The sequence below is a fragment of the Sphingobacterium sp. UBA7631 genome, assembly GCF_002483935.1.
In the GTDB taxonomy this organism is placed as follows: domain Bacteria; phylum Bacteroidota; class Bacteroidia; order Sphingobacteriales; family Sphingobacteriaceae; genus Sphingobacterium; species Sphingobacterium multivorum.
The window spans coordinates 586,120-604,968 of record NZ_DLIX01000010.1 but is presented as its reverse complement, the minus strand read 5'-3'; the positions used below and the strand labels follow the sequence as shown (position 1 = coordinate 604,968).

The 18,849-nt window shown below is 43.4% G+C and carries 21 protein-coding genes; 10 read left to right on the top strand and 11 right to left on the bottom strand.

Translation table 11 applies throughout. From position 1 onward, the window contains the following. Nucleotides 1–18: 18 nt before the first annotated feature. Genes B3P16_RS19050 through B3P16_RS19035 form a run of 4 tightly spaced genes read right to left on the bottom strand, consistent with a single transcriptional unit; the run spans nucleotide 19 to nucleotide 4,883 of the window. Nucleotides 19–1,512 carry a PfkB family carbohydrate kinase gene (locus tag B3P16_RS19050; protein WP_286843905.1) on the bottom strand — a complete coding sequence of 498 codons (1,494 nt, stop codon included), beginning with the start codon at nucleotides 1,510–1,512 and terminating at the stop codon, nucleotides 19–21. Further along, complete coding sequence (locus B3P16_RS19045; protein ID WP_286843903.1) at nucleotides 1,490–2,074, bottom strand: D-glycero-alpha-D-manno-heptose-1,7-bisphosphate 7-phosphatase; 585 nt, start codon at nucleotides 2,072–2,074, stop codon at nucleotides 1,490–1,492. Before B3P16_RS19045 ends, B3P16_RS19050 begins: the two co-directional genes overlap by 23 nt. After that, the gene (locus B3P16_RS19040; protein WP_286843902.1) at nucleotides 2,071–3,930 is read right to left on the bottom strand and encodes a glycosyltransferase; all 1,860 of its coding nucleotides are present in this window, start codon (nucleotides 3,928–3,930) and stop codon (nucleotides 2,071–2,073) included. Before B3P16_RS19040 ends, B3P16_RS19045 begins: the two co-directional genes overlap by 4 nt. After that, nucleotides 3,927–4,883: a glycosyltransferase gene (locus tag B3P16_RS19035; RefSeq protein WP_070564408.1), complete on the bottom strand. Its 957-nt coding sequence runs from the start codon at nucleotides 4,881–4,883 to the stop codon at nucleotides 3,927–3,929. Before B3P16_RS19035 ends, B3P16_RS19040 begins: the two co-directional genes overlap by 4 nt. A 226-nt stretch (nucleotides 4,884–5,109) precedes the next feature. Between B3P16_RS19035 and B3P16_RS19030 the strand changes: the two genes are divergently transcribed. Beyond that, complete coding sequence (locus B3P16_RS19030; protein ID WP_286843900.1) at nucleotides 5,110–6,597, top strand: MFS transporter; 1,488 nt, start codon at nucleotides 5,110–5,112, stop codon at nucleotides 6,595–6,597. A 9-nt stretch (nucleotides 6,598–6,606) separates the two neighbouring features. Here the strand turns inward: B3P16_RS19030 and B3P16_RS19025 are convergent, their stop codons facing one another. Then, complete coding sequence (locus B3P16_RS19025; RefSeq protein WP_070564402.1) at nucleotides 6,607–7,341, bottom strand: metallophosphoesterase family protein; 735 nt, start codon at nucleotides 7,339–7,341, stop codon at nucleotides 6,607–6,609. A 1-nt stretch (nucleotide 7,342) separates the two neighbouring features. Continuing rightward, nucleotides 7,343–8,086 carry a nucleotidyltransferase domain-containing protein gene (locus B3P16_RS19020; RefSeq protein WP_286843898.1) on the bottom strand — a complete coding sequence of 248 codons (744 nt, stop codon included), beginning with the start codon at nucleotides 8,084–8,086 and terminating at the stop codon, nucleotides 7,343–7,345. A gap of 232 nt (nucleotides 8,087–8,318) precedes the next feature. Between B3P16_RS19020 and B3P16_RS19015 the strand changes: the two genes are divergently transcribed. From B3P16_RS19015 to B3P16_RS18995, 5 genes are all read left to right on the top strand, one after another. Beyond that, a complete protein-coding gene (locus tag B3P16_RS19015) occupies nucleotides 8,319–8,804 on the top strand; it encodes a DUF421 domain-containing protein (protein WP_112374749.1) in 486 nt (161 codons plus the stop codon). A gap of 61 nt (nucleotides 8,805–8,865) precedes the next feature. Further along, entirely contained in the window at nucleotides 8,866–9,537 is a 672-nt protein-coding gene (locus B3P16_RS19010) for a DUF6766 family protein (protein ID WP_286843896.1), read from the top strand. Between the two features lie 25 nt (nucleotides 9,538–9,562). Continuing rightward, nucleotides 9,563–9,799 (top strand): hypothetical protein, encoded by a 237-nt coding sequence (locus B3P16_RS19005; protein WP_070564390.1) that lies wholly within the window; start codon nucleotides 9,563–9,565, stop codon nucleotides 9,797–9,799. A gap of 162 nt (nucleotides 9,800–9,961) precedes the next feature. After that, entirely contained in the window at nucleotides 9,962–10,168 is a 207-nt protein-coding gene (locus B3P16_RS19000) for a hypothetical protein (RefSeq protein WP_046676320.1), read from the top strand. Between the two features lie 31 nt (nucleotides 10,169–10,199). Next, nucleotides 10,200–12,341: a mechanosensitive ion channel family protein gene (locus B3P16_RS18995; protein WP_286843895.1), complete on the top strand. Its 2,142-nt coding sequence runs from the start codon at nucleotides 10,200–10,202 to the stop codon at nucleotides 12,339–12,341. Nucleotides 12,342–12,359: 18 nt separating this feature from the next. On the opposite strand, the gene B3P16_RS18990 is transcribed toward B3P16_RS18995, so the two are convergent. Further along, nucleotides 12,360–12,848, bottom strand: coding sequence for a hypothetical protein (locus B3P16_RS18990; protein WP_286843894.1), 489 nt, complete (start codon nucleotides 12,846–12,848; stop codon nucleotides 12,360–12,362). Nucleotides 12,849–12,924: 76 nt separating this feature from the next. After that, on the bottom strand, nucleotides 12,925–13,533 hold the full coding sequence (locus B3P16_RS18985) for a DUF4142 domain-containing protein (RefSeq protein ID WP_286751825.1): 609 nt from the start codon (nucleotides 13,531–13,533) through the stop codon (nucleotides 12,925–12,927). A gap of 465 nt (nucleotides 13,534–13,998) precedes the next feature. Here B3P16_RS18985 and B3P16_RS18980 point away from each other — a divergent pair, with 465 nt between their 5' ends. Next, nucleotides 13,999–14,652, top strand: coding sequence for a response regulator transcription factor (locus tag B3P16_RS18980; RefSeq protein WP_046676323.1), 654 nt, complete (start codon nucleotides 13,999–14,001; stop codon nucleotides 14,650–14,652). A 63-nt stretch (nucleotides 14,653–14,715) separates the two neighbouring features. On the opposite strand, the gene B3P16_RS18975 is transcribed toward B3P16_RS18980, so the two are convergent. Further along, complete coding sequence (locus B3P16_RS18975; RefSeq protein ID WP_286843893.1) at nucleotides 14,716–15,117, bottom strand: hypothetical protein; 402 nt, start codon at nucleotides 15,115–15,117, stop codon at nucleotides 14,716–14,718. A 262-nt stretch (nucleotides 15,118–15,379) separates the two neighbouring features. Here B3P16_RS18975 and B3P16_RS18970 point away from each other — a divergent pair, with 262 nt between their 5' ends. The 3 genes from B3P16_RS18970 (at nucleotide 15,380) to B3P16_RS18960 (ending at nucleotide 17,335) form a co-directional block, all read left to right on the top strand. After that, complete coding sequence (locus tag B3P16_RS18970; RefSeq protein ID WP_286843892.1) at nucleotides 15,380–15,976, top strand: ferritin-like domain-containing protein; 597 nt, start codon at nucleotides 15,380–15,382, stop codon at nucleotides 15,974–15,976. 51 nt (nucleotides 15,977–16,027) lie between these two features. Further along, on the top strand, nucleotides 16,028–16,258 hold the full coding sequence (locus B3P16_RS18965; RefSeq protein WP_046676326.1) for a hypothetical protein: 231 nt from the start codon (nucleotides 16,028–16,030) through the stop codon (nucleotides 16,256–16,258). A gap of 84 nt (nucleotides 16,259–16,342) precedes the next feature. Continuing rightward, entirely contained in the window at nucleotides 16,343–17,335 is a 993-nt protein-coding gene (locus B3P16_RS18960) for an SDR family oxidoreductase (RefSeq protein WP_286843891.1), read from the top strand. Between the two features lie 71 nt (nucleotides 17,336–17,406). On the opposite strand, the gene B3P16_RS18955 is transcribed toward B3P16_RS18960, so the two are convergent. Continuing rightward, the gene (locus tag B3P16_RS18955; RefSeq protein WP_286843890.1) at nucleotides 17,407–17,898 is read right to left on the bottom strand and encodes a low affinity iron permease family protein; all 492 of its coding nucleotides are present in this window, start codon (nucleotides 17,896–17,898) and stop codon (nucleotides 17,407–17,409) included. A 68-nt stretch (nucleotides 17,899–17,966) separates the two neighbouring features. Next, on the bottom strand, nucleotides 17,967–18,740 hold the full coding sequence (locus tag B3P16_RS18950; protein ID WP_112374754.1) for an SDR family oxidoreductase: 774 nt from the start codon (nucleotides 18,738–18,740) through the stop codon (nucleotides 17,967–17,969). Nucleotides 18,741–18,849 lie beyond the last annotated feature (109 nt).

Below are 18,849 nucleotides of genomic sequence, written 5' to 3'. Positions count from 1 at the left end.
TCTTTCCAAGTCCCCATTTTAGCTGATTTTCTTTAACAGTTGATTGTCCTTTTCCTTCACCCGCTGAATGATTTTAGTAGTCGACTGCTGATGGACATGCGGAATAAACACGAGTTGTGTCCCTAGTATTTGCAGTAGCCCTTGTTCGGCCAGTTCTTTATTTTGGTATGCTTCACCTTTTACAAAGATATGCGGTTTAACCTTTTCGATGATCGGGATAGGGTTGTCCGATAATTCATCACCAAACGGTACAATATAATCTACAGCTCCAAGCGCCCGCAATACTTCAATTCGATCGTCAAGCGAATTGACAGGTCTTGTTGCTCCTTTTAAACGTCTGATGCTCTCGTCTGTATTGATGCCGACAATCAAAATATCACCCTGTGCCTTAGCTGCACCGAGGTAATGGGCATGGCCGGCATGGAAAATATCGAAACAACCGTTGGTGAATACGAGTTTATTTTCTTTCCGAAGTCCATCGCATAGTGCTTCAAGATGATTCAGGTCGGTAATTAATTTATCATCTTTGTTCGTAAGGCGCTGGGCTAATTCCGTGCAGCTACAATGTGCTGTACCATTTTTTTGTATACCGATCTGTGCTGCCTTTACACTCAGTGCTATCGCAATATCCGCATCAAGTTTATTATAGTAAGCCAAGCAAAGCACGGTCAGAAAGGTGTCGCCAGCGCCGGAGAAATTTCCTTCTTTTAAAGCAGGAACCCGGTAGTGCTTTGCTGAACCACCTTTTTTTGACAGGATGACACCATCCTTATCGAGGGTAAGTGCCACCCAGTTCGCCTGAGACAAGGCAGCTAGGCTTTCGGGCCATTTCGATGCTTGTGTTAGGCGGTCATCCTCTTCTTCCTGGCTCAGGATTTTTCTTGCTTCGTCATAATTGGGCTTAATTAAGTCGGGATTTAGGCATGCATACTTGTCGTAATCTTTGCTGTCTATGGCAATAATTTTGGGCTCAATCTGCTGTTCTTCGGCGAGCAGCACAATGAGCTCATCCGTGATGTTACCTTTTCCATAATCTGCAATAAAAACAATGTCGACATTTTGAAGGGCTTTTTTTACCGCTGTCAGATACTGGTTGGCTAGCGCTGCACTAAAGTGATACTTCTGACCAATATCATAACGCAGCAGACAGTGTCCATCTCTACGTAATCGCGTTTTTGTTAGTGTCTGACAATTTTTATTATAGAGCAGGTCACCGGTGTCAATTCCCTGTCGCTGCACACTGCGTGCTATTGTCTGTCCACTGCTATCGTCGCCCAACAGACTAACGACCGACACGACGGCCCCCATATTGCTGAGGTTCGTGATCACATTCCCGGCTCCGCCAAGGCAATGTTCTACGGATTGGACATCGAGCACGGGTACGGCGACATCGGGAGCAAGCCGCTTGCATTCCCCATCTAGATAAATATCCAGCATGCAGTCTCCCAAAACAAGGACCCTTGGATTGTCAAAACCATTTTCGACAAGTTTATTTAATGCTATATCTTTCATAATCTACTTTTTCTGAGTTGATAAGTTGAGCCAATCCGTAAAAATCATCTACGATGAAATCTGGTGTATATTTAGGATCAGAAATTCGCTCCTGTTTCCTTTCTTCCTGGCTTCGGTCTACCAATATGGTCCTGCAGCCTGCCGCACGGCCGGCGCCGACATCACTTAAAATATCGCCGATCATCCAAGATTTTTTTAAATCTATGTGCAGCTCCTTGGCAGCCCGGTAGAGCATGCCGGGTAAAGGCTTACGGCAGGAGCATTGCGGTTCGTCCATGACATAGCCGTGTGGACAATAATAGATACCGTCTAATTGGATGTGCTCGTAGCGGAGTAGTTCGTGCAATGCTGAAAAAGCGACATCCAAATCTTCAGCTGTAAAATAACGTCGGGCTATACCCGACTGATTGCTGATGACAATGAGCTTATAGCCCCTTTTTTGTAACCCTCTTAAAGGCTCAAAAATGTCGGAATAAAAAACGATGCGTGCGGGATCAACGTTGTAGGGAACATCCTTTATCAGCGTTCCATCCTTATCCAGAAATACAGCGCTCTCCATCATGATGCGATCAATTTATTATGTATAACGAAGTGTTCATTTTTCCTGCTCAGATTTGCCATCCGCTGTTCCACCAGTGCGCAGAGCTGATGAATAATATGTAGCTGTACTTCCTGAATACGGGCCGTGTGATCGGAAGGAACTATGAGATTGTGATCTCCGAATTGCGTGGCATCGCCACCATCTTTTCCCAGCAAATTTGCACAAATGACCCCAGCTTTACTGGCTTCTTTCAATGCGTTTAGGATATTGGGCGAGTTGCCACTTGTACTTAAACAGATCAGCATATCTCCTGGTTGCCCAAGTGCCTGTACCTGTCTTGCAAATACGCTTTCGTAGCCAAAGTCGTTTGCCCATGCGGTGAGAACCGCCACATCAGCGTTAAGCGAGATCACCGGATAGCCGGGACGCTGTGGTATTTCAAATCGACCCACGAGCTCGGCAGCGAAATGCTGGCTCTCCGCGGCACTACCACCATTGCCGCAGATCATGATTTTTTTACCTTCACGCAAGACGGAAACCATTTTAGATGACAGTCTGGCTATGCCAAGCGCCAAAGATTCTGCCGCTTTTTCGAAGGTCTTTGAGGAACCCAAAAAGCTTTGCTTGATTTGTGTAATTGTTTCTTTTTCGGTATCCTGAGGCAAACATTGTGCATAAAGCTGCGCAATGCTTTCGCTGACCACTTTCCACGTAAAGGATTTAACATGGCGTAGGGAATTAACAGAAAATTTCAATCGTTTACGGTCGTTATTTATCAGGTCAACAATCGCAGCAGACAATTGTTGTGGCTGTTGTGCCGCTACCAAAAGGCCGGTATCTTCATGCCTTACCGTAAACGATATACCGCCCACATCGGCACCAATTACGGGCGTACCACAGGCCATGGATTCCAGCGGAGTAATCCCAAATGGCTCATACCACGGCGTGGTGATAAAAAGCTCACTTGCAGCATAATAGTACCTAAGCAGATCACGACGCTGTTGTCCCGTGAAAATGACCTTATCTTCCACTTTTAACTCGATACACAGATGATGCAGACGATCAAATTCTGCGCGGTCTTCCGCTGTCGTCAGATTTCCACCAACGACCAATAGCCGCAATTCGGGCAGCGCATGGTGCGCATGGGAAAAGGCTTCGATCACATTGTCTATTCCCTTTCGTTTCACCATGCGACCAAGTTGCAAAATGTAGGTGTACGCGGAATCAAGTCCAAGCTTTTCCTTTGCTTCGGTGCGATCTGTTGGATGAAAATCAGCCGGATTAAAACCACAGGGAATAATTTCTATTTTATCCTGTGGCGCCTGATAATGTTGAATCAAGTCTTTCAGATCGTTTGGGCATTCGGCAATGACGCGTTCGGCTGCCCAAATGATATCTTTCTCAATTTTTTCACGAATTTTCGGAAATTTGTCTGAGCCCCCCTGGTGTAAGCGGCGCACCGCACCTAGGGCATGAAAAGTAATAACAAAGGGGATATGCAGTTGTTTCTTGATTTCCATGGCCACCATACCTGACAGCCAAAAATGCGCATGTACCAACTGGTAGCTCAGCTGGTTAGCGGTCATAAATTCGATTGTATGGGCGGTAAATTCATCGATATGTCCATAAAGCTCTTCCTTTGGGAGTATATCTTTGGGGCCTGCGACAATATGAATGACCCTTATATTTTGTTTCCAGAGGACGACCCCTTCTCGGCTTGGATGCTCACATCGCGTATAGATGTCTATTTGATTGCCCATCAAAGCGAGCTGCATGGCAACCTCGGCAACATAAACGTTTTGGCCGCCGCTGTCTTTACCTCCGAGGGTCGCTAAGGGTGAGGCATGATCACTAATAAAAGCTATTCTTTTTTTCATGATAGTATATATTGATGAATTTTTTCATTAATTAAATTCTCCCATTGTTGTCCAAATCGAACTATGTCGAAAAGCTCTTTTGCTTTCTGCTGTGCGTTTACACTGAGCTGCTGTGCATGTTGGGGATTATTCAGCAGCATTTTCATTTTAGCGATGAGCTCTTCGATCTCTAAGCCGATATAGCCTGTTTTTTCATTTTCAATAATGGTAGAAAGCTCTGTGGTAGCCAATCCAACGATCGGAAGACCCACCATCATAGCTTCGCAGATTGCTAAGCCCAAACTTGTGTACCGTATTGGATTGAAAAAGAAACGATAGTCTTTAATAAATTCGGGTAGGCGCGGATGGAGCACTTCACGAAGCCCATAGGGTTCGTTACCCATTCCGATGAGATCTAATGGTACCTGCTTTTGTACATACTTGAAAATATCGCTACCTAGCATGCGTCCACGGGAGGGAAGGTTGTTGATAACGACAATCCCTTTTTCCAATCGACCATTGTAAGCGACATCGTGTGTATCTACACCATGTGTGATGACACGTACATCCGGAATATTTGCCTTCCACATTAACTGGTTGAAGTGTGTCACATGCACCAGTGTAACGGCTGGATTGGTGACTGGATGAACTTCATCACAGGGATGCTGCCATGGCGGGTCGTGTTCAATATAGATACGAGGTAACTGTTGCTGCACTTCAGACAGGATCAGATATTGATCTTCCAAGTAATTTTCATCGCATTGAAAAAGGATAAGATCTAGGTCGAGATTACGCACTTCGCCGGCAGGAACTTCAATCACATTGTCGCCAAAAGGGAAGGTTGTTCCCCGTCCGCCATAGCGAGGTCCTCTTTCGGGCGTATATGGAATATATAAGATATAGTCACCTTGGGATAAATAATACAAGTACGATCCATGGATATGCCATGTTAATACGCGTGGTTTGTGTGTCATAAACAATTTTTAATTTCAACAATGGAAAAACGCCGTTTTTAGCGATTCAATTTCGCAGAAGGAAACGCGCTTTTAACCTTTGCTTAATGAACGGCTGTGGTAACGACTTGGTTGGATGGACTAATACCCAATTGTATGTTGGAAGTACTTCGCCGAACGTATTAAGCTCATTAATTCATTTTAAGGGAACTAACATCCTGGAGCAGCTGTTACATGAGAAAAGGCTATGGATCTCAGACCGGTACATCATCTCGAAACACAAGATATTGACAAAAGCCTCCGAATGGTCATCATAGACGGTGTATGTTCAGAGGTTGTTGTCTGTTTGAGCAGCGGTGTTATTTTGGTCGGAGCAGGTTTGTTGATGGGAGCAAGTAACTTTCAGCTGGGACTGTTGGCGGCCTTTCCAACCTTATGTAATCTTGCCCAGCTGTTAACCATTCTCGTCATGCAGATTTACCCGAATCGGAAAGTAATAACCGTATTCGCTGTATTTCTTGCAAAAATGCCTTTGGTCCTGGTTGGGCTTTTAATGTGGCGGGAAGTCGATTTCTCTTTTACGACCTTGCTCAGTTTTATGTTCATACATTACCTTCTCAGCGCGATAGGTGGCGCAGGCTGGAATTCCTGGATTAAAGACCTCGTTCCTGAGGAACGTTTGGGTACTTATTTTTCCAAGCGCACGGGCATCATGCAATTGACGAATATTACAGTTAGCATCATTGTCGCAGCGTTAGTTGACTATTATACCAATCATGCCGTTATGCAACTACCAAAGCTCTACGGCATATACTTTTTAATCGCAGGGGCTATAGGAGCAGTTGGTGCCTTTTTTTTGGTACAGGCCAAAGAGCCCAAACAACAGATGTCTGGGGGACATTTGGGAAGTTTGTTGCTACAGCCGCTTAAAAATAAAAATTTTAAAAATTTATTGATCTTCAATGCGGCTTGGTTGTTGGCGATTAATTTAGCGATACCCTTTTTTACGGTCTTTATGTTAAAAACATTGGGGCTTTCGATGAAAATAGTCATCCTCCTTACTGTTGTCAGTCAGATAGCCAGTGTCCTGGGCCTACGCTTATGGGGAAACCTTTCGGATCGTTATAGTAACAAAAGTATTATCTACCTCACAGCACCCATTTACATTTGTTGCATTTTATTATGGATATTTGTCGGAATCTATTCGCGTGCATTGCCCAATTTACTTTTACTCCTATTTCTGCATATCATGACGGGAATCTCCACTGGAGGCATTAATCTCGCCCTCACAAACATTGGCCTGAAACTCGCTCCCAAGACAGATGCAATTGTCTATATCACTGTAAAAAATATGGTCGCTTCGTTTTTTACAGCCTTGGGACCTATTTTAGGAGGATTGTTAGTTGATTATTTTGCAACTCGCGAGCTTCAGATTAGCATCTCCTGGAAAAGTCCCAACCTCCAGACTATCGCCAAACTGATCTATCTGCATGAATGGAATTTTCTATTCCTTATTGCCGCACTTCTGGCATTTATATCGCTCCGTTGGCTGGGAAAGGTACAGGAAAATGGCGAAGTAAGTCCACAGCTTGTCAAACGTATTATGAAAAAACGTTTTCGTGCCGGATTGAAAGAAAGCCTACTTGTGGGGAATATTATCACGCTTCATACCCAACTCAAGCAGATTGTTAAACGAAAAACCAATGCATCAGATAACGCAATTTCGGACGAGTAAAAAATAATGCTAAATATCAATGAATGCAAAGCCGGCTTCACTTCCATGCTGGGCCATTAAAACAGGCACTGCCACATTGTAAATCGGTATTCCAGAAGGGGACAGGGCCTTGAATTTTCCGGCATGCGCATGCCCGTGGAAGGCAGCACTTACTTTACGCCGTTGCAAAGGTTCCATTAAATGCGTTGACCCTAAAAAAGGATAAATTTGCTCGGGCTCACCTAAAACAGTTTCAGCAATGGGCGCGTAATGCATTAAGGCAACTTTTTTTATGTCTGCATGTTCTTGTTCGAGGCGCGCCAAAGCTCGATCTAAAAGCAACGATTCGTTTACAGCTTCCTGCACAAAACTTTTCATGGCATCTTCACCAAACATTGATAACATATAACGGTCAAAACCACCGCCAAAGCCCTTTACGCCAGCAAAACCAATATTTTCGATCACGATAGCTTCACCATCCAAGACCGTAATTTTACTGTCTGTCAAAATTTGGCGGATCTGCTTTTGTCGTCCTTTCTCATAGTCGTGATTTCCCAGTACGGCGATGACTGGAACCTTAATGGATTGGAGTTCAGCAACGAGTAATTCTGCTTCTTCTTCATCCCCCGTATCTGTTAGATCACCGCAAAGTAAAAGGACTTTAGCCTTTTCCGAAATCTCCTCAAATTTGGTTTTCCATTTTCCGTGCTGGTTTGCATTCATATGTATATCGCCCAATGCGGCTATGGTTGTCTTCTTGTTCATATTAAACAGTTTTTATTGTGTATGACTTATAATCCCATTCTTTAATATCAATTTCATATTGCGTTTGATCTATAAAGGGTCCCAGACAAACTTTCTCCAAACAAGGAGGCAATTCATATTGATCCGCTGCGCGTTTAATGAGCTCATCAAATAAGTCTTTTGGGAGAATATCGCGATAGTCATGCGGATAAGTAAACTGAAAGATGAGCATTTGAGCCAACAAGAGGTGCCAATGTTGATCCATTCGCGTTAGTAAATGGTTCCAGTCCAAACTTTTTCCATATTTTAGCCAAATATGGTTAATATCGGCGCTGTCATGCCGCTCTCTGTTTTGTACATATAGCTTACACCATACTAGCTCTTCTGCTGGTACATAACGTACATCAGCATCAAAAAGAGTACCTTCAGGTGCTCTGTCAAACCAATCCTGCTCAACAGTGCAATTGTGATTAACACTATCGAAAATAATATCAATGAAATAGGGGTCTTTGTAAATCTTGGCGAGCCATCGCACATCTGTCAATTCGGTCTCATAACCATTAGCGGCAAGGTGTTTAAGAATTTTTGGGTATTCGCTGCTTTTGCAAAAGATATCCATATCCTTAATAGGCCGTATGATCCCCGTGTAGTGAAACATGGCTAAACCACCGCCCACCATAAATTGAGCTCCGCTATCCTGGAGCAGCCGCAATGTATCCTGAAAGAAGGCGAGACAATCTTCAGGTGGATTATCTAAATGAATCATATCGTTTGCTTTTCTTAAAGACAGTCAATTAAATGCAGTAGTTTGTTGACTGTCGATGAAAACGTATTATCCGCCTGTTGAATAGGTAAAAGTACTCAATTTGAAAAATGAGGGAACAGGGAAGGCTCCTACCGATGTTCTGAGATAAAGTAGGCTATTTTGAAATAAATAAAGAGCACATTGCTTCATGATGAAGATGGGCGTATAACAACGATCTAAACGGTATAAAAATATGGACAGTTTTTTTGGCTCTGGTGAAGACCTGACGATGATACAAATGGGGGCGCGTGCGTTTATGATGTTTATCATCGCACTTTTTTTGGTTCGATTGGGCGGAATTCGAATTCTCGGCCGAAAGTCTGGAGTAGATTTCGTCATCATTATTATGCTAGGTGCGGTATTAGCGCGGGGAATAGTTGGCGCTTCGCCATTCCTGTCAACCGTGTTTGCCGGCTTCGTGATGATTATTGTCAATAAAATCCTAGCCCAGGTATCGGCCAGGCTTCCCTATTTGGGTAATATGGTAAAAGGTAAGCCCGCTGTTTTATACAAGAACGGTAAAATCCAATGGGATCAAATGGACCGGTTGGGGGTAAGCCGTACTGATCTACTGACGAGCTTGCGGTTAGAGACAAATAGTAAGCACCTCGATGAAGTGGATATGGCTTTGATGGAGCCGAATGGGCGAATAAGTTTTATACTCAAGGAAAAGGCATAAATACTTAATTGTTAAGTTGTTATTGAAGTTATATGTACTTAATAATAAAATAAATCTTGCTATGGAAAACAAGAAAAATTATTCTTTTTTTTATCGTAATGGCCTAAGCCTGGTGTTTGCAGCGCTTTTTGTCTTTTCCCTAGGCATGCAATGTTTTACGGGTTGGAAAGTACATAATGAAGAGTTGCTGGAGGCCAATCGTGCACCACTGGACATCATTGATTATTTGAGCACAGGACATTTTACATCCGCAACTTTTGAAAATTTCGAGAGTGAATTTCTTCAGATGGCGATGTATGTGATTCTGACGGTGGGATTACGCCAATGGGGCTCTGCTGAATCAAAAAAAATAGGGGAAAAAGAAGAGGTAGACCGTGAACCGCAGCCCGGCCCGAATACGCCTTATCCTGTTAGAAAAGGTGGCTGGCTGTTGAAATTATATAGTTCATCGCTATTCATTTGCTTTGCGCTACTTTTTTTGGGGAGTTGGGTTATGCACTTTTATGGAAGCTGGAGACAGCACAACACCGAACAGCGGCTTGAAGGTTTACCGGTAGATGACGCATGTACGTACCTCATTATGCCTCAATTTTGGTTTGAAACTTTCCAGAACTGGCAAAGTGAATTTTTGTCTGTTTTGGCCATTGTTGTATTCACCATTTTCCTACGTCAAAAAGGATCACCTGAATCAAAGCCCGTTGATGCTCCACATAGCGAAACGGGGAAGGGGTAACGAATAATAATAAAAGGTAAAAACTATGATTAAATATTTGTATTTGGCCATCGCATTCGCAGCTGTGGCAGCAACATCTTGCGATAATAGAACCAAAAGTAGCGAAAAGGAACAGAAAGTAGATACAACAGTCAACCAGAATGGTCTACCATTAGACAATATTCACCGTAGCCGTGGAAAAGATACGACTAAAAATAAGGCTGGGACCGCACAGGAAGCTGTACCATTGGACAATTTGGATCGAACTAAAGCTGAGGATTGAACAGGCAGCGTTGATTAACATGAACACCTGTTTGTAGACGTTTGACCTGTTGCGTACTTCTACGATAGGGAGATATTTTTACTTAAATGCGAACTAAAGAGAACCATTGTTTTTTTTGCACTGTTCACTTTTCGAATAATTTCATACTTAAACTCAAAACATATGAAAAAGATTAGTTTATTGATATTGGCAATCCTTGGACTATGGGGATGCGGCAATAGCAGCAATAAAGGCAATCAGGCAAACGGCAGCTATGATTCCTCCAATACACCCGATGATGGGCAGGTTGGTGTTGGTATAAATGACTCGCTTGGCCGGGACAGCACCGATTCTTTGCAGCGGCAGCCTTCTCCGGCTAAGCCCGATTAAACATAAAGACAAATTTAAAACGTAAAAGATTATGGGCTCAATAATTTGCGCCATGCTAAGGCTAAGCTTGGTCATCCAGCTTAGCCTATTTTGTTCTACGATGCACGCTCAAGAGGTCGATTCCGTTGAGCGATCGAAGGATTCGGTCAGTATTCTTGATTCGTTGCCGAGTAATCCACTGGCCTCGGCGAGAAACTTTTTGGAACAATGGCGTGAGCAGGTTGATCGTTATTATACTGGATTGGACAGCGTAAAGCGAGGAGTGGCCTGGCAGCGGCCGGATGATGGCCGGCTCGTGCCCAGTCAAGTACAGCAGTATATCAGCCTGGTTAAACCCGCTGTGCACGATCTACAGGGAAAAGTTACGGTGTTGCGCAAGCAAACGGTGCCCCAGGACTCCACGGCCAACTCATGGCGGGCTGTGCAAGATAGTGCCGCAACACTAGAACGGGATATTGAATCGCTCCTGTTGGACATGCAAGACCTTGGCGACAAGGCCGAGCAGCAGCAGAATGTGACTCAGGCAGCGCAAGAAGGAACCTTTTGGTATCACTGGAAAAGTATAATACAAAAGAACCTGGAGCAGGATGGACTATCGCAGCGTTACTATGATAGTGCCTGGGATGGCCGTTTCCTCCTTATCCTACTGAGCCTTATTTACTTTTATTGGCTATATCAGATGCGCAGACGTGCCATAGGGGCCGAAGAGACATTGCCCTTACATCGCAATCAACCGTGGTGGATTCCTGTCCTCAAGTTTGCGGTCTTTTTCCTTATTCTCCTGCCACTGACTTCCCTTAGAATCCCCGTGATCGTGCTCGAATTGAGCTATCTGCTTATTTTCGGCTTTCTATATCTTTTGATTCGCTCGGAGTTATCCAATCAGCATCTGAAGATGATGCAATATGTGTTTTTTTATTATCTATTGGTACTTGCCAGCAATCTAGTGCTGGATACAGGTTGGATGTCGCGAATTATTGTCATGTTGATCAATTTATCTGGTATTTGCCTGCTTTGGCACCTCGGGCGGAAGGTCGACGGAAAAATACCTTTTGATTATCTGCGCCCCTTTTCACGATGGTTACTGCTAATTATCAGTATGGCCGCCATTATATTTAATCTGTTTGGTTTTCTAAATCTGGCCCGTACATGCAGTATCGCTGGAGCTGTAGGGTTATTGCAAGCATTCTCCCTGCATGCATTCCGCGACATGCTGTCTCATGATTTACTCAACTCTTATGAAAATTCGAAAGAAGACCGTTTTATAAATCGCTTTGATAAGCAGAAGATACTTGCCGCACTCCGTCGTATTATTGGCCTATTTGCGGGTATATTGGTCATTATTATCTGGGCCAACACCTTGCATATCACAAGTGAAATTCGTCGACTTGGGGATCGCTTGTTAAATAATACCCACCCCATTGGTGGCGTTAATTATACGTATGGCGATGTGCTTTTAGCATTTGCAGTCATATGGACAGCAAATTGGATACAAAAAAATTTAAAAGACCTTCTTGATCAGCCCGACGCGAAAAAAAATCAGCGTCGAACAGCCTTATTACCACTCGTACGTGTTGTCATTTTTATTGTTGGCTTCCTCATAGGAATACGTATTCTGGGGTTGGGAGTTGACAAGCTGACCGTCATTGTCGGTGCATTAAGTGTGGGGATAGGTTTAGGCCTGCAGAATATTATCAACAATTTTGTTTCAGGTGTGATTTTGGTATTTGAACGTCCGTTTAAAGTGGGGGATTATGTGGAACTTGCTGATAAAAAAGGGCAGGTCATGCAGGTGGGTATCCGATCGAGCACCTTATTAACAGACCAAGGGGCCCAAGTTATTATACCAAATGGAGATCTCCTTTCCGGTCGCCTGGTCAACTGGACATTTGAAGAATCGGATATCCGTCTGAATCTTCAGTTGACCATCGTTACGGCACGCAGCATCGAAGAGTGGAAAAAGTGGTTGGAAGATACCATTACTAGCTTTAAGGAGATCGACAGAAGCCTGCCCATGAAAATTTTAACAAAGGATATTACGGCGGATGCCTATGTTGTATCAATTCAGGTAGGTATACAGAACGTGCAACAGATTGAATGGTTTAGGAGTAAGTTTCTTGAGCAAGTTAAAGCCGAAGCCGTACTTCATGATTCAAAAGTTACCTCGGCTTAAACAAAATTAGTTACTTCCCTAACGATAATAGATCCAACCTTGCAACTGTTCTAATTGATTTGGTATTTTCAGATCTACGAGGGTATTCATTCCGAGTTCTTGGGATAATTTTCCGAATGCATCTAGTTCATGGACTGGGTAGAATATCGCGTGTTCATTGGGCATGTCTACATTTCCCTGTAAAAAACGGTAGCCCTCGGCATGTAGATTATCGATAAAGGTGTCGGTAACAGCCGCTAGATAATGCATCATTTTATTAATCCAGGTAAGTTCATCTTTAACCCGCATCGGATAGTGTTCATGCACAAAATCGAGGATCAGTTGTTCGCCCTCCATATCCCAGCCGTCGCGAATCATCGCTAGCCCCATGGAGCGCACTTCTTCCTGATAAAAATCCCGTCCATAGCTCATTTTTATTTCGCCTGCAATAGGGCTTTCTTCAATTTTGGCACGTAGTGCCATTTGTCTATTAAGGAGTTCGTGTATGTAGTCGAATGTCTGTTCCATGTGATGTAAGAAATAGCGAAGGACAGAGCCGTAATGGCTTTGTCCTCCGGAGTGAATTATTGGAAAAAATATGTTGTTATTTTAATGTCGGTTTTGGTACCTTATTCTTGATTGCTGGGGATGGCGCATTTGGTGTAATGGGCATGTCACTTATCGAAGGATCTGAAGGTTGCCAATTTTTAAGCTGATCAAGGTGCTTTTCGAACGCCGGAATTTTATCGGTGGCAAATTTCTTCAGGTCAGCATCTGTAATTGCTGTGCCTGCGCTTGCATCTTTGAAAAGTGAAATTGCATCTTGATGGCTCTTAACCATCAGATCAGTGTAAACGCGGTCAAAATTGGCTGTGTCGGCCTTATTGAGTTGGTCGATCATGGCTTTATAATTTTGATCGTCACTCGTACGCAGCTGCCAATTTTTATTTTTTACAATGGTCGATAGTTCATTTCCTGCAGCGGTATGGTCATCAGTGATCATCTGTGCATATTGTTTGATCGTTGGGTTTTGTGATTTAGCAAGAGCAATGCTTGCCGCCTGCAGTTCGAAATTGTTGCTGGCCGTGGCTTTGCTGGCAAAGTCCAGATCTCCAGACTGTGGCTGAGCGGGATTACTGTCTTGCGCCTGAACGACAATTATACAAGCGAGGGTGGCTAGTAATATTCCCAGGGTTTTTAAAATGATTTTCATGATACTATTATTTAAATGTTAACGATTTTTTCTGTTTCGCGTATTATTTCCCTTTCTTCTATAGTTGATGACGATATAGGATGCTAAGAAAATAAAGACGATGCCAATAATGATGGATGTAAACATATGTTCTTCTTTCGTTGTGTTTTCAAGTGAACAGCGGCGAGGAAGGTAGCGTTTGAAAAGAGCCTATTTTGCGTATTTAAAGCAAAAATTGTGGTGCTTACGCAAAAATATCGTACTAATTCCCTCGTGGAGGAATAGCGAGACTTCAATTATTTATATGCTCTAGCAGAGACATCTCTCACGCCTTTCCAGAAAAAAGAATGCGGCGGCGGTCAAAATCTTTCCGTTGATGTTATGTATGCATTTGCCAAGAGCTATTTTTTTAAAACATTTTTGGCTTGAAAGCTGTTTCGTTCAAAAATCAATCACTAAACGAAAAAGAAAGAAAAACAGATAGCTATGACACAGTTGCTTTTGGTAGATGACCATACGTTAGTACGATCCGGTTTCCAATTAATATTAGAGGCGCAAGAAGATATAACTGTAATTGCGGGGATGGAGAATGGTCAAAAAGCCCTGGAATTTCTCAAGGGAGCCAAACCGGACATCATCCTGACTGATATCCATATGGAGGTAATGGATGGCATTCAGTTTATACAAGAAGTAAAAAAACATTATCCAGCCATAAAAATCATTGTTTTATCTATGGAAGACAATATCCAGATTGTTCAGGAGGTTTTAAATCTTGGCGCTGATGGCTATTTATCGAAAGATTCCAATGTAGAAGAGATTTTATTCGGAATTCAGCAGGTAAAACGTGGGCAACAATATATCAGTGCAGCATTAAGTATTGATTTGATCCGAAACTTATCAAAGTATGCGCAGTTGGATATTGATCGTACAGCAATAATGGCACGATACGATATCTCTGAACGCGAACTGTCTGTATTGGAATTGATTGCGGAAGGACATACAAATGCGGAAATAGCCGATCAAATTTTTTTGAGCAAAAGGACCGTGGAGGGCCATCGGCAGCAATTAATTGAAAAAACCGGTTCGAAGAATACGGCGGGACTTGTCCGTTTTGGTTTTCAGAAAAAGTTATTGAGATAGGATAGGGCGCAATGAACCCCGACACTGGAAAAAGAGCGGGGTTCTTCTGTTTTTTTGTCCACGTTATAGGGGTGTTGCATCTAAATCAGAAGGTGTTGTCACCGGTTGCGTAGGCAGCCCTTCCGCATCATTAGCACCCTCGTTTTCATCTCTTTCATCTTCTTCTGGAAATTCATCTTCACCTGCTGAACCAATTTCCTCATCGAAACCGAAATCATCCTGTCGGGGTATTTCAGGTTCTTCTGCATCAACTGCGAAGTCTAATTCTTCATCCGTTTCCAAATCTTCCTGATCAATTTCCTGATCAATTTCCGGATTCTGATCCGGTGTATTTTCCGGTAGTTCTTCTTCATGCTCTTCCGGAATATCGTTCGGTAGATTTTGGGGGCCTGATTGTGCTACAATCGCTAAAGCGAGGATGGCCATACCTGGACGGACATCCTGAACTGTACATTTTTTATTCATACTGCGTTTAATTTATAATCGTTTGTTGATGAACCACTGTTGTTGCCAGATCGTTAACTGTGTTAGTACGCATTGTCGTATGATTTGTACGTTAATTATAGCTTTGTTGTTCGCTATCATTCACATGTTGGAAAAACGTGTTTTTACTTATAAAATGTGGTATATGCGTGATTTGCAGGATTTACACAGTTCTGGCGAACGAAAAAAGTTTGAGAGCTGTTTATTTGACGAACCGCTCGTTTGAGCATAAAAACTTAGTATTATGGCAACAGCAACAGCAACAGCAGAAAAAAGTAAAACAAGCACAAAATCAGGTAACACAGCAACTTCAAACGCTAATTCAGAAGGAAAAAAAGTACCTGCCGAAGCGGGGGCAGCGAAGGATCTAGCCGAATTATTTGAGGATGGATTAAAGGATATTTATTGGGCAGAAAAAGCGCTGACGAAAGCACTTCCTAAGATGGAGAAAAATGCAAGTTCAGAACAATTAAAATCTGCTATTTCTAAACATCTGGCAGAAACGGAAACACATGTGGATCGCCTAGAGCAATGTTTTGAGCTTATCGGAGTGAAAGCAAAAGCCGAAAAATGCGAAGCTATGGCGGGGCTACTTGAAGAGGCGGAAAGCCTTATGAAAGAAACAGAAGCTGGATCTGTCCGCGATGCAGCAATTATTGCTGCCGGCCAAAAGGTGGAGCATTACGAAATTGCCACGTATGGCACATTGGCGGCTTTTGCGAAAGTGTTAACACATAAGGATGCCTTAAAATTACTACTTGAAACACTGGGTGAAGAAAAGAAATGTGATGAAGATCTTAGCGCGCTGGCCGATACAAACCTCAATTCAAAAGCTGAATAAGTGTACAATAGACCTAGCGTGAACACTATTAAAAAATCAAAAATTTAAGTTATGGCATTAAATACAGGAAACGAAGGTGAAATCACCAAAAAGATAGAAGATCAAACTTCTAAACTACCATCCACCGTATTTTTAGGCGCTGCATTGCTGGCGATGGGTGTATCTGCCGCATTAAAATGCATGTCGAACGATAAAAACGCCCTATTTGTAGGCCAATGGGCTGCACCGTTCCTTCTATTGGGCATCTATAACAAGATTGTGAAAACTGAAGGACATGATTAACGTGCATTTTTTGTAAAAACACATCTGTAGAATAAATATAAAAGGCTCAATTTCATTGGGCCTTTTCCAAAAACGAAAAAAGCTATGAAGTATTCAGATAATATGGGAAGAAGAGCTGCTATCGGTAAAATAGGTTCTGGAATCTTGGCATTGAGTATCATTGGAAGTCCCGATCGCTCAGCGGGCCAAACCCAAGACAGACCGGTCAATCCGGTTAAAGAATACCCAAAACCGCCGTTCAAGAGCCAATCTCAACCTTGGCCTGGACTCTGCAGTGAAATGGAGCCCCGGCCGGATCATGGCGAGGATAGTTATAAAGGATCAGGAAGGCTCCAAGGGCGCAAAGCATTGATCACCGGGGGCGATTCGGGAATGGGACGTGCAGCAGCTATCGCTTACGCCCGAGAAGGGGCCGACGTTGCCATCAACTATTTGCCCGAGGAAGAGAAAGATGCGAAGGAAGTCATCGCTTTGATAAAAGCGGCGGGCCGAAAGGCAGTCGCTATTCCGGGAGATCTCCGTAAAGAAGAGTTTTGTATTCGGCTGATTGAGGACGCCGTACTTCAACTCGGCGGTCTGGATATTTTGGTCAGCAACGCGGCACGGCAGCAGACAAAACCATCGATATTGGATATCACCACTGCGGAATTTGATGCCACGATGAAAACCAATATTTATGCACCTTTCTGGCTTATTAAGGCAGCCTTGCCTCATCTTAAACCTGGAGCTGTAATTATCGGTACAACATCGGTACAGGCCGCAGACCCCTCGGAAGATTTGTATGACTACGCACAGACAAAAGCTGCGACCACCAACTATATTCGGTCATTGGCCAAGCAGCTTGGTCCAAAGGGCATACGGGTCAATGGCGTGGCTCCCGGTCCAATTTGGACTGCACTACAGGTGAGTGGTGGTGCTACGCAGCAAAAGCTGGTGAATTTCGGAGGTGATACCCCCATGGGACGTCCGGGGCAACCCGCCGAACTTGCTTCAATCTATGTGCAATTGGCTGCGGCAGACGCAAGTTATGCGAACGGACAAATTTATGGGGCCGCGGGCGGCGGTGGACAGCCCTAAAAATTAGCGATTACAGCATGACAAAAAAAATCCCCTTCAAGGGGATTTTTTTATCATCAATAAGCTGAATTCTAGTCCGTGGTGTTCGGTCTTTTATCTGCTGAGCGGTTGTGTTTTTCTTTTTGAACCTTTACTTTATAATCATGGTTTTCCTTTGCGGCATCTATGGAGTGTGTGCAAGTGAGATCCCTTTCTTCCAGAGCGAGCTTCGCCACGTGCGCATAAAACTTAGCGAGCTGATCCAATTCCTCTTCACTTAAGTCTTCCAGATTGACCATTCGGTTGCTGGTGCCTTCATGCGACGCTATCAGTTCATTGAGTTTCAGGTGGATTGCTTTGGAATCCTTATTTTGGGATTTTTGAATGAGAAATACCATTAGAAAAGTAACAATGGTCGTACCTGTATTGATGACCAGTTGCCAGGTTTCAGAATAATTGAATATGGGGCCGCTCACGGCCCAGATAATCACCGTCGAAGTTGCGATAATAAATGCGGCTGAACTACCGGTGGCATGCGTTGCCCAGTTTGAGAATCGTTCAAACAAGTTTTTCTTTTTTCCCATGACACAAATTTTTTTAAGGACGTTCAACTAAGTGGATTTGTTTTCTTGTTGATAAAATCGCAGATGACTTATATGATTTGTCTCAAAGGTTTAACCTGTGTATGCACGATGGAAGTACGTAGTGGTTGAGATAGGATATAAGCTATGGTACGCGCGATATCTTCGGCATAGAGCATTTCTAAATGATCAATTTTTTCCTGCTGCTCCTCCGGTGAAAAAGGTTGCATATCTGTTCCAACTGATCCAGGTTCAACAAGCGACACCTGGATACCCTTGGGATTGGCTTCCTTCCGTAACGATTCTGTAAATGCTTGAATACCTCCTTTCGAGCAGACATAGACAGAACTCTGCGCTTCGCGTACATCTGCACTCATTGATCCGACATTAAGGATATGTCCTGTTCCGCGGGGTTCCATCCGTAACAACGCGGCTTGGGTACAAGCCAAATAGGCCAGCACATTCGTGCGAAGGAGGTAGGCCTGATCCGAATAACTTCCGTCCTTAACCGACTGAAAGGCTATAGCCGCATTATTGATGAGAATATCCAAACGGTCATATTGTTCGTCAAATGTCCTGAAGAGCATGTGTATGCCTTCTTCCGTCGCCAGATCTACTACAATCCCTTCCATCTTACCTGTGCATTCCAATTGATTAAAATCACGGAGCGTATCGTCCAACTGGTTTTGATGATGGCCGCAAATTAAAATATCGTTACCCATCGCGGCTAAAAGTAGGGCGGTCGCCCGGCCAATTCCGGTGGTGCCGCCAGTAATAATTATTTTCTTATTTTTTACCCAACTCGGTAAAATGGAGTTGACGTAATCCTTCGCATTTATTTTCATAATGTATATCGTGTTAAAGGTGCAATGAAGCACTTCGTTATTTCATGAAGGAACAGCCTATTTTATACATTGGTTTGGGGGCGCAAAGGAAGACGTACTTCTTCTTTTT

What these genes read in the sequence shown, in the direction of transcription:
- B3P16_RS19050 (WP_286843905.1), bottom strand. Translation starts at nt 1,512, where the DNA reads ATGAAAGATATAGCATTAAATAAACTTGTCGAAAATGGTTTTGACAAT.
- B3P16_RS19045 (WP_286843903.1), bottom strand. Translation starts at nt 2,074, where the DNA reads ATGATGGAGAGCGCTGTATTTCTGGATAAGGATGGAACGCTGATAAAG.
- B3P16_RS19040 (WP_286843902.1), bottom strand. Translation starts at nt 3,930, where the DNA reads ATGAAAAAAAGAATAGCTTTTATTAGTGATCATGCCTCACCCTTAGCG.
- B3P16_RS19035 (WP_070564408.1), bottom strand. Translation starts at nt 4,883, where the DNA reads ATGACACACAAACCACGCGTATTAACATGGCATATCCATGGATCGTAC.
- B3P16_RS19030 (WP_286843900.1), top strand. Translation starts at nt 5,110, where the DNA reads ATGGATCTCAGACCGGTACATCATCTCGAAACACAAGATATTGACAAA.
- B3P16_RS19025 (WP_070564402.1), bottom strand. Translation starts at nt 7,341, where the DNA reads ATGAACAAGAAGACAACCATAGCCGCATTGGGCGATATACATATGAAT.
- B3P16_RS19020 (WP_286843898.1), bottom strand. Translation starts at nt 8,086, where the DNA reads ATGATTCATTTAGATAATCCACCTGAAGATTGTCTCGCCTTCTTTCAG.
- B3P16_RS19015 (WP_112374749.1), top strand. Translation starts at nt 8,319, where the DNA reads ATGGACAGTTTTTTTGGCTCTGGTGAAGACCTGACGATGATACAAATG.
- B3P16_RS19010 (WP_286843896.1), top strand. Translation starts at nt 8,866, where the DNA reads ATGGAAAACAAGAAAAATTATTCTTTTTTTTATCGTAATGGCCTAAGC.
- B3P16_RS19005 (WP_070564390.1), top strand. Translation starts at nt 9,563, where the DNA reads ATGATTAAATATTTGTATTTGGCCATCGCATTCGCAGCTGTGGCAGCA.
- B3P16_RS19000 (WP_046676320.1), top strand. Translation starts at nt 9,962, where the DNA reads ATGAAAAAGATTAGTTTATTGATATTGGCAATCCTTGGACTATGGGGA.
- B3P16_RS18995 (WP_286843895.1), top strand. Translation starts at nt 10,200, where the DNA reads ATGGGCTCAATAATTTGCGCCATGCTAAGGCTAAGCTTGGTCATCCAG.
- B3P16_RS18990 (WP_286843894.1), bottom strand. Translation starts at nt 12,848, where the DNA reads ATGGAACAGACATTCGACTACATACACGAACTCCTTAATAGACAAATG.
- B3P16_RS18985 (WP_286751825.1), bottom strand. Translation starts at nt 13,533, where the DNA reads ATGAAAATCATTTTAAAAACCCTGGGAATATTACTAGCCACCCTCGCT.
- B3P16_RS18980 (WP_046676323.1), top strand. Translation starts at nt 13,999, where the DNA reads ATGACACAGTTGCTTTTGGTAGATGACCATACGTTAGTACGATCCGGT.
- B3P16_RS18975 (WP_286843893.1), bottom strand. Translation starts at nt 15,117, where the DNA reads ATGAATAAAAAATGTACAGTTCAGGATGTCCGTCCAGGTATGGCCATC.
- B3P16_RS18970 (WP_286843892.1), top strand. Translation starts at nt 15,380, where the DNA reads ATGGCAACAGCAACAGCAACAGCAGAAAAAAGTAAAACAAGCACAAAA.
- B3P16_RS18965 (WP_046676326.1), top strand. Translation starts at nt 16,028, where the DNA reads ATGGCATTAAATACAGGAAACGAAGGTGAAATCACCAAAAAGATAGAA.
- B3P16_RS18960 (WP_286843891.1), top strand. Translation starts at nt 16,343, where the DNA reads ATGAAGTATTCAGATAATATGGGAAGAAGAGCTGCTATCGGTAAAATA.
- B3P16_RS18955 (WP_286843890.1), bottom strand. Translation starts at nt 17,898, where the DNA reads ATGGGAAAAAAGAAAAACTTGTTTGAACGATTCTCAAACTGGGCAACG.
- B3P16_RS18950 (WP_112374754.1), bottom strand. Translation starts at nt 18,740, where the DNA reads ATGAAAATAAATGCGAAGGATTACGTCAACTCCATTTTACCGAGTTGG.